A 16,013-nucleotide genomic window follows, 5' to 3' on the forward strand; every position below is an offset into this window, starting at 1 on the left:
ATCACGAACCCTGGCTTCACATACCCTCTACAGTGCGGTCGTCATTGCATGCTGGGTCGTGAAGCATAGCAACCGCAACCTGATCAAGTTCAAGCTCGGAAAGGTTCGCCTCTATTTCCTGTGCTGGCCGCCAGACCTACAGCAGCCTTGCAAACCTTGGAGTTTCACGTGCCACCCGTGTCTTGTAGAGCCTGCCAAGCGTCCCGCTCGTCGCGCAGCCATTCGAGGAACTGCCGAACCTTCCTTTGATGCAGGTGGTCGCGGGGGCATACGATCCACTGGGTGGTGATGCGCAACTCCGGCGGGTTTCGAACGGGGCAGATCAACGCGCCACTTCTCAGTTCGTCCTGCATCATCAGCGTGCTTTCCAATGCGATACCCATGCCGCGCACGGCTGCATCGATTGCCATGTGGCTGCGATCGAAGAGCACGCGTCGCCAGCGAGCATCCGTCGCGGCGTCGGCCATTTGAAACCACGTCATCCACTGCGCCTGCGATTTCACCGAATGGATCAGCCGGTGCGCAGGCAACTCACCGGCGACAAGGGAGCCTTCGGCGGCATAGGACGGCGAACAGACGGGGAAAAACCTCTCCTCTGCAAGTCCTTCGACAAAGAGGCCGGGCCACCGGCCATTGCCATGGCGAATCTCAAGATCGACGATTTCCTGGTTGAAGTCGGTCGGCTCGTTTGTCCCGTCGAGACGCACCTCTAGGTCGGGATGCCTATCGAGAAGCCCCCCTAGGCGCGGCAGCAGCCATTTATTTGACAACGTTGGCGTCGCGCGAATTGTGAGTGTGGTGACCGAACGGAACCCGCGGATCGTCGCAGTCGCCTCTTCGACGCTTTCGATCTGGTCCGAAATCATCGAAAAATATCGTTCCCCTGCCTCGGTCAGCGCAATGCCGCGCCCTGCCTTGGTCAGAAGCGTCACCCCAAACTGGCTTTCCAGCAACTGGATCTGCTGGCTGACGGCAGACGGCGTCACGTGTAATTCTTCCGCCGCACGCGAAATGCTGCCGGCACGCGCCGTGACATGGAAAACCAGGATGGCCTTTATAGGAAGCTGCATGAAAGGTCCGGACTTGTACTCTCCGAACCATAGTCCAGGCGCAACGCAAGGAGAAGAGAGGATGGCATGAAAGGTCTAATTTCGGCTGGACTCCCATGCCAATTGTGCGCAACTGCGTCGGCAGACTTTGCGATATAACGAGCCGATAAATGTTGAGTTCACTATGGAAATAGAACTGAGGAAATCGCCCGGACAAGCAATCGATGCACAATGTGGCAAGCATTCCGCTAGGGAGAGGAACGGACAGGTAGAGCGCAAGAGAAGTGAGAAATTTGAATTACCGGAAACTTATTCGATTCCCTTCAAGAGCGATAAAATCGCGTTCCTTATTGCGACCTTTCCCCCTCGAGCGTTGTACTTTTTTTGAAGAGCAGCATAACCTCGGAATCCGGATTATGAAATCCGTGATCTCATGTACCAAACTCTGCTCGCCGAAGTAGGTCAGCGCTCGCTCGACGTTGCCTGGACGGCCGATTTGGGCTGCGCGATGGCCTTTCCGGATTTTCGGCCTAGAGCCATCAGCGCCACGTAGAACTGTAAGGTACCGACATTATTCTTCCCATGTCGGGATGGGGCCCATATGCAGCCGCGGCGATCCCATCGCGCATGGCCGAGCGAAAGGCAACGTGGGGGCCGTGTAGAAGCTCAGTTATTAGGAAAAGTTGTCCAGAACGTCCCCAAATGGGGTTCCAAGCTCAAAATCCTGCTCAGCACAGCAATAGTTCCAGCACTGTCAACCTGTCTGTGAAGCAGTTGACGGGCAATCTCGACATCGGATCGATCGCTTACATGGCGTCCGGGTTGAATCTGGTAATAAGCGCCATCGTCTGCTGGAGGACGCTATATCTCGAACCGGCGTCGCCGAGCATGATCGCGAAGGCATCGCCATGCCTCCGGATATAGTCAAACATATCACTTCATTCACCTGGCAGCATATCAGCCAGACTGGAGAATATATTTTGACCCCGACGTGTAGCATTCATCCTACGCCGCGGGGCGGGAATTAGTCTCGCTGCGTGATCACTATACGTTCTCAAATGTCTTGCAGATTCCACACTGTCGTGAATTGACGCCAGATAAGCGGATAGTTCGACGCGCCGCCAACTTCAGACCACTGTGCGTTGGGCCCGCGTCTCAGGTGGTGACATCTACGACCACGCGACCACGGATTTTGCCTGCGAGAATGTCATCGGCTAGTGCAGGCAGCGCCGACATCGGCTCCAGACGTGTCATTTCTGCGAGATGAGAGGCATCGAGCGTTTGCGCCAGCGTCTGCCAAGCGCGCTCACGCTTTGCATGCGGTGCCATGACTGAATCGATTCCGAGCAACGCCACGCTGCGCAAAATATGCGGGAGCACGGTGCCGGGAAGATCGGCGCCGCCCGCAAGGCCGCAGGCCGCAACAGCGCCGCCATAAACCGTTTGGGAAAGCACGTTGACAAGCGTCGTGGACCCAACGGAATCCACCGCACCCGCCCAAAGTTCCTTTTGCAGCGGGCTGCCCTTTTCGGTCAGCGTCGCACGATCGACGAAGGCGCTGGCGCCAAGTCCCGCGAGATACTCATGTGTTTCGGCGCGTCCCGTCGAAGCGGTAATCGTGTAGCCCTTCTTTGCGAGAAGGCTGATCGCGACGGAGCCGACACCGCCCGCCGCACCCGTAACCAGGACAGGTTTGCCTGCTGTGGCGGAAATGCCCCAATCTTCAAGCGCATTGACGCACAGCGCAGCGGTATAACCTGCCGTGCCGATGGCCATCGCCTGCTCCAATGAGAAGGCGTCAGGGAGGGCGATCAGCCATTCGGCCTTGACGCGCTGATAGCGTGTGTAACCACCCCATTCTGTTTCGGACAAGCCGTAACCGTTCACGATAACGCGGTCGCCAGCTTTCCATTGCGGAGAACGCGATTCCACCACCGTTCCGGCAAGATCAATACCGCCAACCATCGGAGTGCGGCGCGCGATGCGGCCCTTGCCGGAGATTGCCAGACCGTCCTTGTAATTGACTGTGGAGTAAGCCACCTCGACCAGAACGTCGTGATCGGGCAGGTCTGCAAGTGAAATTTCCCTGAAGCCGCTTTTCGGCTTGCCGTCCACGGCGTCAATAACCATCGCGGTGAATGTGTCAGTCATTACGTTCCCTTTTATATGTTTTCCGTCTTTACGTTTTTTTCCTGCTCACGCGCCGCGCGTGCATCAAGCGCCGCGTTGTAGCTGTTGCGGACGTACTCCAGCAGTGATGTCAGCGCATCCGTCGCCGCGGTCGCGTCACGGGCGGTGACAGCATCGAGAATGCGCTGGTGAAACGCCGAAACCTGCCGGCGCTCGCGAACCCGGAACACGATCATGTTCGTCACAGGAATGAAGGATTCGATGACCGTGTACATCATCAGTTTCAGCGGGCCGTTGGCGGTGGAATCCACCAGTGCGCGATGAAACCGCACATCCGATGCGCAGAAGTCTTCGTCACTGAGATCGGCATTTTGCTGAACGAGAATTTCGGCTGCCATGGCCTTTAGCTGCTCGTCTTGACGGTTCTCGCAGGCAAGGCGGCAGCAGATTTTCTCCGTTTCGAGGCGTGCGGTGATGATTTCGTCGATATCGAAGGCGCCGATGCCTACCAGCAGTGTTGCAGCCCCGGTAATAGCCTTGGAAAGGCCCTCCGGATCGGGACGTTTTACGAAGTTGCCGCCCTGAGGGCCACGGCGGGAATGAATGAGGTTCTGGGCAGCAAGCCTTTTCAGCGCTTCGCGTACAGTGGGACGCGATATGCCGAAGCTGCGGGCAAGATCGTCTTCTGTGGGCAACCGCTCATCGATCTTCAGTCGTCCATCCATGATGGCGGAGCGAATGTTCTCTGCCACCTGTTTGGCGATGCCGGATCTTACAACCTCGTCATATCTCAGATTCATGGTGTGCATCCTTCCCTTGAAACCATTGATGGCACGGCTTTTAGAAAAACGCCATAGCTATTTAAATATAGGTTTGACAAATATCGGATAGGCGATAACCTGCCTCACAGATCCATATAACCAGGGGAACAAAAATTGGTGGGGATCGCTACTAAAGGGCAAGATACGCCCGAAAAACGTGATTTTTTGCAACATCATGCCTTGGCGGATGCAAGGTTGGTGCCTGCGAGTGAAAGCCCTGATAGCCGGAAAAATCCGGCTGAACGGGCAATGGAAATTGCGCGTCAACTCGAGAGTGGACTAGGCGCAAAAGGGATTCTCACCAGCCCGGATATCGGCATAGGCTATTGCTGTGACGCAACGGATGAGAAGGGTTGTGCACCTTTGGTTGTGTTCCGGCCTGTCGATACGGCAGGTGTAGCTGCCGTTCTTGCAGCCTGCCATGAAAACGGACAGCCCGTCGTCGTCCAGGGTGGTCGTACCGGCCTCTCCGGCGGCGCCCGGCCCATGGCGGATGAGGTGTCGCTGTCTCTCGAGCGGATGCGTGCCATCGGGGTGGTTGATCGGATGTCCGGCACTGTCGTTGTCGAGGCGGGCGCGACCTTGCAGGCTGTTCAGGAAGCGGCTGACTCGGCTGGTATGATGTTCGGCGTCGATATCGGCGCACGTGGTAGTGCGACCATCGGGGGCAATATTGCCACCAATGCCGGCGGCATCCGTGTTCTGCGCTACGGAATGTTCCGCGCTCAGGTGCTGGGGCTTGAGGCGGTTCTGGCGGATGGAACAGTTGTTTCCAGCCTCACGGGGCTTTTCAAGGACAATTCCGGTTACGATCTCGGCCAGATGCTGATCGGTACCGAAGGTACGCTGGGTGTCGTTACCCGCGCGTGTCTCAGGCTGCATCCGCGTCCTCTGGTGCAGGCCAATGCTTTTTGTGCATTGCCGTCGCTTGGTGCGGCCATGGAGTTGTTGCAGACGCTGCGTGCGCGTCTCGGCTGGCTGCTTTCGGCGTTCGAGGTGATCTTTCCGCCCGTCTATGAGGGTGTGCTGGCGCATTCCGGTGTGACCGCGCCTGTGACAACGGGTGCTGGTGTTTATGCACTGGTTGAGATTCACGGCCAGAACGAGGCAGAGGACGAAGATCGTTTCAAAGCGGTGCTTATGGAGCTTTATGAAGGCGGAACGATTTCGGATGTCGCCGTTTCTTCGTCCGGTCGCGAATATGCCGCCATCTGGGCTCTGCGCGAAGGGGCAAGCGAGTTCATTTTCAGCATGGATAATGTATCTGGTTTCGACGTGAGTCTGCCGCTCTCATCGATGGAGGAGTTTCTAGACAGTGCGGCGGCGTCGGTCAGCGCATGCGATCCGGACGCAAAGCTTTATATTTTCGGCCATCTGGGTGATGGCAATCTGCACTATCTCGTTCGTTCGACCTATCACGATGCGATTGCTGATGCAGTGTATGCCGCCGTCGCGCAGTTCGGCGGCGCGGTTTCAGCCGAACACGGCATTGGGCTAGACAAGAAAAAATGGCTGCCGTTGATGCGCACATCAGGCGATATGGCGGTAATGCACCGTCTCAAAGCGGCACTCGATCCCCAAAATATTCTCAATCCCGGCCGTGTTTTTGACACGCTCCCTGCTGCAATCGCGCCGGAGGGTACATGACCATGACTGTCGAAACACCCCACACCACCGCAAAAGCTCCAGCTCTTGATGATCGTTACACGCTGGAAAGTGGAAAGATTCTGGTTTCTGGCACGCAGGCTCTGGTGCGTCTGCCGATGGTGCAGCGCCAGCGCGATCTGGCGCAGGGGCTGAACACTGCCGGATATGTCTCCGGATACAGGGGCTCGCCGCTTGCGAGTTTTGACCGCGAAATGGCGCGGGCGCAGAAATATCTCGATGAACACCATATCCGTTTCCGTCCTGGTCTGAATGAAGACATGGCGGCAACGGCGGTGTGGGGTACGCAGCAAACGGCCATGTTCCCCGGCGCGCGCTACGATGGCGTTTTTTCCATGTGGTATGGCAAGGGTCCGGGCGTAGACAGGACCATGGATGTCATTCGCCATGCAAATGCTGTCGGCACCAACCCGAATGGCGGCGTTTTGCTGCTGGTGGGTGACGATCACGGGGCGGTGTCTTCAACACTGCCGCACCAGAGCGAGCATAATCTGATTTCAGCCATGGTGCCGCTGTTATCTCCTGCAGGTGTGCAGGAGTATATCGATTACGGTCTGCTCGGCTGGGCGATGAGCCGCTATTCGGGTGCATGGGTCGGGTTCAAATGTCAGACGGAAATTGTCGAATGCACGGCGACCATTGAGCTGGATCCGCATAAGCCGCAGATCGTTTATCCCGGCAAGACTGGTGAGTATTCGCTGCGCTGGCCGGACGGGCCGCACGCCATGGAGCTGCGGCTTGAGAACAAGATGGCCGCGATCCACGATTTTACCCGTGCCAATGGTGTCGATCGCGCTGTCTGGTCATCTGGTTCCGGAAAGGCGCGTCTCGGCATCGTTTCCACGGGCAAATCCTGGCTCGATCTTATGGGTGCCCTCAATCGTCTTGGCATAGACGAGCGCCGCGCCGGTGAGCTTGGCATTCGCCTCTACAAGCTCGGCCTTGTCTGGCCCATCGAGCCGGACGGCATTTCGCGCTTTTCAAGCGAGGTGGAAAACCTGCTGGTGGTCGAGGAAAAACGCCCGATCATCGAGGACCAGATCAAGTCGTTGCTGTTCAATATGGATGCCGACAGGCGCCCGAGGGTCTTTGGCAAAAGCGGTGTCAACGGCGCGCCGCTGCTTCCGGTGACGGGTGAGATCAACGATGTTTCGGTTGCTTCGGCCATCACGGCAATCTTCGGCTCTGGCGATACGCAGCTTCAGGCGCGGGCGATCGGCATCGAGGCTATCGTTGCCGCAAGCGCCATCGAGACGCCGGCGTTGAAACGCGATCCTTATTTCTGTTCCGGCTGTCCGCACAGTGTTTCGACACGACTGCCGGAGGGCAGCCGGGCCTCGACAGGTATCGGCTGCCATATGATGGTGATCGGGCTTGAGGAGCGCAACACCTCGACCTTCACCCAGATGGGCGGCGAGGGCGGTTCATGGATCGGATTGTCGCAGTTCACAGACGAGAAGCACATTTTCGTCAACATGGGCGATGGCACCTATTTCCATTCGGGCGTGCTGGCCATTCGAGCTGCCATAGCTGCCAAGGTCAACGCCACCTACAAGATCCTTTATAACGATGCCGTGGCCATGACCGGCGGCCAGAAGCACGACGGCGAAGTGACGGTTCCGGGCATTGTTGGCCAGATGCTGGCCGAGGGTGTAGCGCGGGTCGCCGTGGTGGCCGAGCGGCCCGACGTTTGGCAGGGCAACCTGCCGAAATCCGTCACCGTCAATCATCGCGACGAGCTGGACGCGGTGCAACGCGAACTGCGTGAGATCGAGGGCGTGACCGTTCTGGTTTACGATCAGGTCTGCGCGGCTGAAAAGCGCCGCCGCAGAAAGCGTGGCAAGCTGGAGGTATCCGACCAACGCGCCTTCATCAACGAACTGGTTTGTGAGGGTTGCGGCGATTGTTCGGCGGTTTCCAACTGTATTTCTGTGGAGCCGCAGGAAACGGAGTTTGGCCGCAAGCGCCGCATCAACCAGTCGAGCTGTAACACCGACCTTTCCTGTCTCAAGGGCTTCTGCCCTAGCTTCGTGACTGTCGAGGGCGGCACCCTGCGCAAACCCGCTGCCAAGGCGGGCAAGGTGTCGTTTGACGATCTGCCGCTGCCGGTTCTGAAAACACTTTCCGGTCAGCCTTATAATATGCTTCTCGCCGGTATAGGTGGCACGGGTGTCATCACCGTCAGCGCCATTGTCTCCATGGCGGCGCATCTTGACGGGCTGGCCGTCCAGACGCTCGACCAGACCGGACTGGCCCAAAAAAATGGCGCAGTCGTCTCGCATCTGCGGGTGGCGAAGGAAACCGCCGATCTCAATTCGGTGCGCATCGGCCCCGGCGAAAGCGATCTTGTACTCGGTTTCGATATCGTGGTGTCGGCTGGCAAGAACGCGCTGTCCACATTCTCGGCAGGGCGCACGCAGGCGGTGCTGGACGATCATTTCGCGCCTACCGCATCCTTCGTGCAGAATACGACGCTCGATTTCCGCCAGGGCGCTACGCTCAAGGCGCTGCGAAAAGCGGCAGGCGAAGATGCCGTAAACCTTGTCGCGGCCACAAAACTTGGCGCTGCACTGATGGGCGATGCTATTGCCGCCAACATGTTCCTGCTCGGCCATGCATGGCAGCGCGGCCTGGTCCCGATCAGCCTTTCGGCAATCCACAAGGCGATAGAACTGAACGGCACGGGTGTGGGCATGAACCGCGCCGCTTTCGGCTGGGGGCGCCGTTCGGTTGTCGAACCGGAGACTGTCCTCGACGCGGCGGGTCTGGGAGACGCGAAGGAAGAGCTTGCAGAAACACTCGACGGGATCATCGAGCGTAGGGCGAAGTTCCTGACCGGATATCAGAGCAGCGCTTATGCGCGCCGTTATCGCAAGCTGGTGGAAACCGCCCGCAGCGCCGAAGCCAAAGCCGGAGGTGGCGAAGTTTTCGCAACTGCCGTTGCGCGTAACGCCTTCAAGCTCATGGCTTACAAGGATGAGTACGAAGTGGCGCGCTTGCACCGCGATACCAGCTTTAGAGACAAGATTACGGCGCAGTTCGAGGGTGATTTCACCATCAGGCACCACCTCGCGCCGCCTATGCTGTCGCGCAAGATCGACAAGCGCACCGGCAACCCGGCCAAGATCGCGATTGGCGAGAAGATCATGACACCCGCCTTCGCCATGCTGGAAAAACTGAAGTTTCTGCGCGGCACGCCGCTCGATCCGTTCGGCTACAGCCATGAGCGGCGTGAGGAGCGCAGGCTGATCCGCGATTATGATGCGCTGGTGCACACATTGTCTGCCTCGCTTTCGGCGGCGGATATGGAGCGCGCCGTGGCGCTTGCGGGTTTGCCTGAAGAGATCAAGGGCTTCGGTCCGGTCAAGAAGGCCGCTATCGAACGTTATGAAACGAAGAGGGCGGCTTTGCTGTCGCCTGCGCCTGCGGCTCCTGCTGCTGGTGCCGAAGAGACGATTGCAAAAAGGAAAAGCGTATGAGCACGACCGGCGATTTCGAGACGATCCTTTATGAAAAGGACAGCCAGGACAAGTTTGCGACGATTACGATCAACCGTCCGGAAAAGCTCAATGCCATGAACAAGACCACGGTGCGCGAGATTGACCGCGCCGTGGCACTGGCTGTCGCCGATCCCGATGTCAACGCGCTGGTATTGACCGGCGCGGGCCGTGCCTTCTCCTCCGGTTACGATTTGCAGGGCGCGGATTATGATGTCGATATCGAGGACTGGCATGCTGATATGGCGGAAAACGCCCAATCGCTTCTGAACATCTGGAAAGCGCCGATCCCGGTCATCGCCTCGGTCAACGGTTACGCACTTGCGGGCGCGCTGGAACTGGTCATGGCCTGCGATCTGGCCATTGCCGCCGACAATGCGAAATTCGGTGAACCGGAAGTTCGGCACAATTCCGGCCCGCCCGCGCTGTTCATGCCCTGGCTTCTGGCAACGCGCGATGTGCGCTGGCTCATGTACACGGGCGATGTGGTGGATGCGGAGGAAGCGCTGCGCATGCATCTCATCAACCGCATCGTTCCCGCCGATCAGTTGAAGGAAAAGACCGAAAACCTCGCCCGCAAGCTGGCGCGGATGCCGGTTCCTGCCATCAAGTTCGCCAAGGCGTCCATCAACAACCAGCAGATGGCAGCGGGCCTGATGACCTCGTTCGACTACAACATCCACGCCATTGCCGCGCTGCATGTCAGCAAGGAGGGCCGCGAATGGATGCGAAATCTCCAGAAAATGACGCTGAAGGAATATCTCGAATTCCGCGACGCGCCGTTCAAGGGACTGGACTGAGCCAGCCTGTCATCCGGCACGCCCGTTTTTAATTCCACAGAGGTTTTTCGATGCAGACCGCTCCATCACAGACAGAGAATGCTCCAGCCATTCCGGTTATCGATGTGGCACCTTTCATCAACGGCGCGGATGGTGCCGACGATGTGGTGCGCGCCATCGAAACGGCCTGCCGCGAAACCGGATTTTTCCTTGTTACCGGTCATGGTGTCTCGAAAGACGTCACGTCGCGGCTTTACAATCTCGCTCGCGATTTTTTCGACAAGCCGCAGGAGTGGAAAAAGCAACAGGGCAGGGGAACAGGCGTCGAGGGCGGGGTAGCGTTCTCGCCGATTGCCGATGAGGCGCTGAGCGCCACACTCGGGATCAAAACCCCTGGCGATTATAAGGAAAGCCTCAATTTCGGCCTGCGGTTGCCGGGGGACACATGGCCCTCGCAGCCTGAAGGGCTGGAAGCGGCATTCCGCGCCTATTTTGCTGAGATGGAAACGTTGGCGAAGCATCTGCGCCGGGCTTTTTGTCAGGCGATCGGGCTTGAGGCGGATTATTTTGAAGGAGCCTTCGACAATCACCTCTCGGCTCTGCGTGTCATCAACTATCCCGAACAGACGGAAACACCGCTGCCCGGCCAGCTTCGCGCCGGGGTTCACACTGACTACGGTTTCATGACCATCCTTCGTTCGGAAGCTTCGCCCGGCGGATTGCAGGTGCAGACCCGTGCCGGAGAATGGCTGGATGCGCCGAATGTCGAGGGTGCCTATGTGGTCAATATCGGCGATGCATTCATGCGCTGGTCGAATGACGAGTGGGTTTCCACCCCGCACCGGGTCGCCAATCCACCAGGTGCGTTCAAGGGAACGACGCGTCGTCAGTCCATTCCTTTCTTTCTTAATCCGTCGCGAGACACGGTTATCGAATGCCTACCACCCTTTGCCGCGAAAGGGGCCGCGAAATATGCGCCGATTACCTACGGCGACTACATTGCACTGAAAACCAGCCAGGCGTTCAGCAACGGTTGATGGCAGGAAGCGAAACATCGCCCGCCACGACCAATGCCGCGAACCGGTGTCACTTGAGAACAAGGGGAACAACCATGATGAATTTCAACAGACGGCAGCTTCTGGCTGCGGTGGGTGGCATGGCAGCAGCCGGTATGGCCGGACTTCCTGCCCGCGCCCAGCAGAAAACGCTGATCGTGCCGACACTCGGCGGTGCATGGGAGCAGTTCTGGCGCTCGGAGCTTGCGCCGGCATTCACGAAGAAAAGCGGTGCTGCCGTCACGCTCGATGCCGGTAACGGTCGTGTGTGGAGTGCCAATCTGCGCGCTGCCGGTGCTCAGAAGCCGCCTTATTCTATCCTGATGACCAACGAGGCTTTTGCATCGAGCCTGCGCAAGGAAGGCTTTTTCGAGAAGCTCGATCTGACGAAACTGTCAAATTACAACGATCTCTACCCGCTGGCGAAAAAGACTGATGGCTGGGGCGCGGTCGCCATGGTGTCTCCCATCGGCCTCGCCTACCGCACCGATATGGTCAAGACGCCTCCGAAGGGCTGGAAGGATCTTTGGGAGAACCCCGAATTCAAGGGGCGCATCGGTCTTTACAACTTCGCCAACACGGCCGGTAAAATGGAACTGATGCTGGCCTCGAAAATCTTCGGCAAGGACCAGTACGATATCGATGCCGGTTTCAAGGCGTTCGAAAGGCTCGGCCCGGTCATTCAGGCGGATTTCAACCTCTCCACAGGCATTGCATCGGGCGAGTTCGTGGTCGCGCCTTTCGACTTTGGCGAAGTGGCGCGTCTGCGCGCTCAAGGTCTGCCTATCGATATCGTCGTGCCGGAAGAAGGGCTTCTGATGTTCGACCAGACGCTGAACATTCTGGCAAATGGTCCCGAAAAGGAGCTGGCCTATGAATATGCCAATTTCCTTCTCTCGCCCGAGGGGCAGGTTCCCCTGATGAAGCAGTTCTTCGTCTCGCCCACCAACTCGAAGGTGATGGTGCCGGATGACCTCAAGAAAGACGTGCCGATTTCCGGTGACATGATGGACAGGATTCTGACCTGGGACTGGAACTTCATGAACGAAAAGCAGGCCGGTTTCGCAGAAACCTGGGCGAAGGTGCTCAGGTAATCGCATTGCCAGAAGCGGGGGCGCGAAACGTGACCCCGCATACAGCCGGTTTACGGCCAGCAGATATTGCAGCGTTCAGAAGGTGGAAGAACGATCATGACAGAGGTGAGCATCGAAAAGCTGACCAAGGACTATGGCTCATCGCTCGCAGTCAACGGAATTTCCGTCAGGATTGCCGATGGCGAGTTCATTTCCCTACTCGGCCCCTCGGGATGCGGCAAGACGACGACACTGAAGATGATAGCCGGGTTCGAGGATGCGACGTCAGGCGCTATCCGTTTTGACGGGCATGATGTCGTCAACGTGCCAGCCGAAAAGCGCGACATCGGCATGGTGTTCCAGAATTATGCGCTGTTTCCGCATATGACGGTGGCGCAGAACCTCGCCTTCGGGCTTGAGATGCGCAAGGTTCCGAAAGCTGAAATCGTGTCGCGCACTGCCCGTGTGCTGGATATGGTGCAGCTTTCCGGTTACGCGGAGCGTTATCCGCGCCAACTTTCGGGCGGACAGCAGCAGCGTGTGGCGCTTGCGCGGGCTTTGGTGATCGAGCCGAAGATACTGCTGCTCGACGAGCCGCTGGCCAATCTCGACGCCAAGCTTCGCGAGGAAATGCGCGTTTTTATCCGCGATCTTCAGAAGCGTGTCGGCATTACAACCGTTTACGTCACCCACGATCAGGCGGAGGCTATGACCATGTCGGACCGCGTGGTGGTGATGTTCGGCGGACGTATCGCCCAGTACGGATCTCCCGCCGACATTTATGAGCGTCCCGCCAGTCTCGAAGTGGCACAGTTCGTGGGGCAGGTGAATATTGTTGCGGGCAAGCTCGTTGCCACTGAAGGAAACGGACAGGCGCGTATTGCGACAGTGCTCGGCGAACTCTCTGTCTCTCACGCGAAGGCCGGTTCGAATGGTGAGGTGACGCTTGTCTTGCGGCCGGAAGCGATCGAGCTGTCAGACTCGGGTCAGGGCGGTATTCCCGCGACCGTTGCGGCCTGCTATTACTCCGGTAGCCTCGTCGACTACCGGTTGACGCTCGCAAGCGGCGAAACCATCAGCGTGCAGACATTTCCGCGCCATCGCTTTGCGCCAGGTGACGCGGTGTCATTGCACGTCAGCGAGGAGAGTTTCTGGCCGCTCGGAGCTGTGGCATGAGCGGTTCGCTGAAATCCACCAAACCGTTTTTGCTCATTGCACCAGCTATTCTGCTTCTGGGCATTTTTCTCGTTCTGCCGTATCTGAATATCGTTCTGATGAGCTTTCGCAATCCCGGCAACAGCGCACCCTATGGTCCAGGCTTTACTGCCGCCAACTATCTGCGCCTGTTTTCCGACAGCTTCTATCTTTCGCAGGTCGGTAATACGCTGGCGATCGGCTTCGTAACAACAGCGCTTTGCCTTTTGCTTGGCTTTCCGGTTGCATGGCAACTTGCAAAGCGCAACATGCGCTTTCGCGGACTGGCATATGGCCTTGTGCTTTCCCCGCTGCTGGTGGGCATCGTCATCCGCAGTTACGGCTGGACGATCCTGCTTGGCAACAATGGCATCATCAACCGAACGCTGATGAATGCGGGTATCATCGATAGCCCGCTGGCGCTCATGTATAATTCGCTCGGCATCGTCATTGCACTGGTGCATGTCTTCCTGCCTTTCATGATCCTGCCGCTGATGAGCGCGCTTCAGGGCATCGATCCGTCGATCGAGGCGGCGGCACGTTCGCTGGGAGCAGGGCGCATCACCGCATTCCGGCGCATCGTTCTGCCGCTTGCCATGCCCGGCATTCAGGCGGGGTGCATTCTCGTCTTCGTGCTGTCGCTAAGCGCTTATGTTACGCCCGCACTGATCGGCGGCTTACGTGTCAAGACCATGGCGGTCAGCGTCGTGGATGCGCTGATCGATACGTTCCAGTGGCCGTTCGGTTCGGCCATGGCGCTTCTGCTCTCGCTGACCGGTGGCCTCGTGGTGGCCATTTTTGCCCGCATGACACGCATGAAATGGAAGGTCGACAGATGAACAGGCATTTTCTGAACGGCTATTGCCTGATTATCTATGCATTCCTTCTATTGCCGATCCTTGTGGTCGTTGGTGCATCGTTCAACGCTGGAGCTTTCCTCACATTCCCGCCGCAGGGGCTATCGCTGCGATGGTATGGGGTGTTTTTCCAAAATGAAGTGTTCATGCGCGCCATCAGAACGTCATTGTGGGTGGCTGCCGTCTCGACACTTATCTCCGGTGTCATCGGCACCATGGCGGCGATTTTCTATGTGCAGCATTCCGGTCGTTGGAAGGAAAGTGTGCGGCTGGGCATGATGCTGCCGCTGCTTTTGCCGGAAGTGCTGACGGCGATCTCGCTGTTGTTCTTCGTCTATTCCATTGGCATCGGCACGACGACCATTGTGGCCATGATTATCGGCCATGTGCTGATTACCATTCCCTTCGTGTTCATCAACGTCTCGGCTGCCATGGAATCCTACGAGCCGTCCTGGAGCCTTGCCGCGCGCAGTCTGGGGGCAGGGCCTTTCACGCGCTTTCGCCGGATCATGCTGCCATTGATAAAACCCGGTGTGATCGGCGGCTGCCTGTTCGCCTTCATTATCTCGTTCGATATCTTCACCATATCTTTCATGCTGAAGCCTGTGGGAACCGCCACTTTGCCTATCCAGCTTTATGACTATCTGCGCACCAATTTTACGCCCGAGGCAGCGGCGGTTTCCACTGTTTCCATCGTTTTGACGCTGATCGTGGTCGTCATTTCGGAAAAGGTGCTTGGGATGCGTATTCATCGCTTTTGACTCGCAAACAATGTCGGTGCAAGTGTTCGGCAAGTGGGCCAAATCGCGTCCGATGAACAGTGGTTCGGGGGTGCCAATTCTTCTATACGGGTAGGAACTTAACTCTAGGGAAGTATAAGTCTAGGCGTGAAAAGGCGGCATAACAGCCGCCTTTTGAGTCTCATTTTGGTCTTGTCACGGGAATGCCTTAGCTGCCGTCGCGGTACCTGACCTTGCCCCCTAACCATCCCTGAAAGCCCAACATCTAAGTTTTTTGAATGATGGTGGGCGCTCCCTCGGGAACCACAATTTTTCCCCACTCATCCCCGCTCTTTTCTCCTACCCTATACTGCTCTCGTTCCGTTGTGATGGCCTGTGGCAACTCAGGAGTTATGTGCGGAACCGGCGCTTGGTATGTGAGGTGGGAGACGTCCCTTTCATATCCTTGTGTCTGGCAGGGCAGTTCCCGGTAGCGGACTGGAGAAGGAATGAAACGGGTGTGGTGGGCCGTCTTGTTTCTTTGAAAGGTGTTGTCGGCAGAACCATCTAGCCAGGTACAGCGGAGCGTTGAATACGGGGCACTGACAAGTGTCTTCATTATTATTCTACGCGGCAATTTTCAGTGCCCCGTCAGCCATGTCTGTTTATCCCGTTGAGGAATGAGCAGGAAAGAGAATGAACCCCATGCCACGGCCGTATGTGCGGCGCGTGAAGGAGAAGGTGTGTTTATGACCAATATCGATGAGCTGGTTCGCAGCATTCAGGCGGATATAGCCTTTCTGAAGGGACGAATTGCGAGATCGCAACGTGCCTGGGTGAAAATCCGCAATCGACAGCTGAAGAAGCAATATCTGCTATCCGTAAAGCAGTCTTGGGAGGCGAGGGAGCGACCTGTGACCGCGGCGCGATAACATATATTTAATGCCACAAAACAAACGCGCAACATATAAATTATATGTTTTGCGACGAATTTATATGTGCACAACCAAGGCGAGAGTCTATTTCGCTTAAATTTGGACAGGGGTTGGCTCGCGATTGTGAATTGCGGGTCGAATCTGCGTAATTATATGAAAATGCAGCTGAAATTATAGGTCTAAGTGGAGAATCGTTATGAGATTGAACTATATGGATCGGATGGATTTGACTGAAACTG

13 protein-coding genes are annotated in these 16,013 nt (G+C 57.3%); 9 read left to right on the forward strand and 4 right to left on the reverse strand.

Annotated features, from left to right (window positions below; all coding sequences use genetic code 11):
- Positions 1–164: 164 nt before the first annotated feature.
- The 4 genes from N7578_RS09400 to N7578_RS09415 form a co-directional block, all read right to left on the reverse strand.
- A complete protein-coding gene (locus tag N7578_RS09400) occupies positions 165–1,070 on the reverse strand; it encodes a LysR substrate-binding domain-containing protein (RefSeq protein WP_311110001.1) in 906 nt (301 codons plus the stop codon).
- Positions 1,071–1,855: 785 nt separating this feature from the next.
- Positions 1,856–1,981 (reverse strand): hypothetical protein, encoded by a 126-nt coding sequence (locus tag N7578_RS09405; protein ID WP_311110002.1) that lies wholly within the window; start codon positions 1,979–1,981, stop codon positions 1,856–1,858.
- Positions 1,982–2,204: 223 nt separating this feature from the next.
- On the reverse strand, positions 2,205–3,200 hold the full coding sequence (locus N7578_RS09410) for an MDR family oxidoreductase (protein WP_311110003.1): 996 nt from the start codon (positions 3,198–3,200) through the stop codon (positions 2,205–2,207).
- Between the two features lie 11 nt (positions 3,201–3,211).
- Positions 3,212–3,979, reverse strand: a complete 768-nt coding sequence (locus N7578_RS09415; protein ID WP_311110004.1) for an FCD domain-containing protein — start codon at positions 3,977–3,979, stop codon at positions 3,212–3,214.
- A 270-nt stretch (positions 3,980–4,249) separates the two neighbouring features.
- Between N7578_RS09415 and N7578_RS09420 the strand changes: the two genes are divergently transcribed.
- The 9 genes from N7578_RS09420 to N7578_RS09460 all read left to right on the forward strand — a co-directional run bounded on the left by N7578_RS09420 (position 4,250) and on the right by N7578_RS09460 (position 15,771).
- Positions 4,250–5,647, forward strand: coding sequence for an FAD-binding oxidoreductase (locus N7578_RS09420; RefSeq protein ID WP_311110005.1), 1,398 nt, complete (start codon positions 4,250–4,252; stop codon positions 5,645–5,647).
- Positions 5,648–5,649: 2 nt separating this feature from the next.
- Positions 5,650–9,144: an indolepyruvate ferredoxin oxidoreductase family protein gene (locus N7578_RS09425; RefSeq protein ID WP_422646697.1), complete on the forward strand. Its 3,495-nt coding sequence runs from the start codon at positions 5,650–5,652 to the stop codon at positions 9,142–9,144.
- Positions 9,141–9,962: an enoyl-CoA hydratase/isomerase family protein gene (locus tag N7578_RS09430; protein ID WP_311110007.1), complete on the forward strand. Its 822-nt coding sequence runs from the start codon at positions 9,141–9,143 to the stop codon at positions 9,960–9,962. Before N7578_RS09425 ends, N7578_RS09430 begins: the two co-directional genes overlap by 4 nt.
- A gap of 50 nt (positions 9,963–10,012) precedes the next feature.
- Positions 10,013–10,978 carry a 2-oxoglutarate and iron-dependent oxygenase domain-containing protein gene (locus N7578_RS09435; RefSeq protein ID WP_311110008.1) on the forward strand — a complete coding sequence of 322 codons (966 nt, stop codon included), beginning with the start codon at positions 10,013–10,015 and terminating at the stop codon, positions 10,976–10,978.
- 74 nt (positions 10,979–11,052) lie between these two features.
- Complete coding sequence (locus tag N7578_RS09440; RefSeq protein WP_311110009.1) at positions 11,053–12,090, forward strand: ABC transporter substrate-binding protein; 1,038 nt, start codon at positions 11,053–11,055, stop codon at positions 12,088–12,090.
- A 96-nt stretch (positions 12,091–12,186) separates the two neighbouring features.
- Positions 12,187–13,245 carry an ABC transporter ATP-binding protein gene (locus tag N7578_RS09445; RefSeq protein ID WP_311110010.1) on the forward strand — a complete coding sequence of 353 codons (1,059 nt, stop codon included), beginning with the start codon at positions 12,187–12,189 and terminating at the stop codon, positions 13,243–13,245.
- Positions 13,242–14,102, forward strand: a complete 861-nt coding sequence (locus N7578_RS09450) for an ABC transporter permease (protein ID WP_311110011.1) — start codon at positions 13,242–13,244, stop codon at positions 14,100–14,102. Before N7578_RS09445 ends, N7578_RS09450 begins: the two co-directional genes overlap by 4 nt.
- Entirely contained in the window at positions 14,084–14,881 is a 798-nt protein-coding gene (locus N7578_RS09455) for an ABC transporter permease (RefSeq protein WP_311110012.1), read from the forward strand. Before N7578_RS09450 ends, N7578_RS09455 begins: the two co-directional genes overlap by 19 nt.
- A 707-nt stretch (positions 14,882–15,588) precedes the next feature.
- Entirely contained in the window at positions 15,589–15,771 is a 183-nt protein-coding gene (locus N7578_RS09460) for a hypothetical protein (protein WP_311110013.1), read from the forward strand.
- The last annotated feature ends 242 nt before the right edge of the window (positions 15,772–16,013 follow it).

The sequence above is a fragment of the Agrobacterium tumefaciens genome (assembly GCF_031801495.1).
GTDB classification, from domain to species: domain Bacteria; phylum Pseudomonadota; class Alphaproteobacteria; order Rhizobiales; family Rhizobiaceae; genus Agrobacterium; species Agrobacterium tumefaciens_K.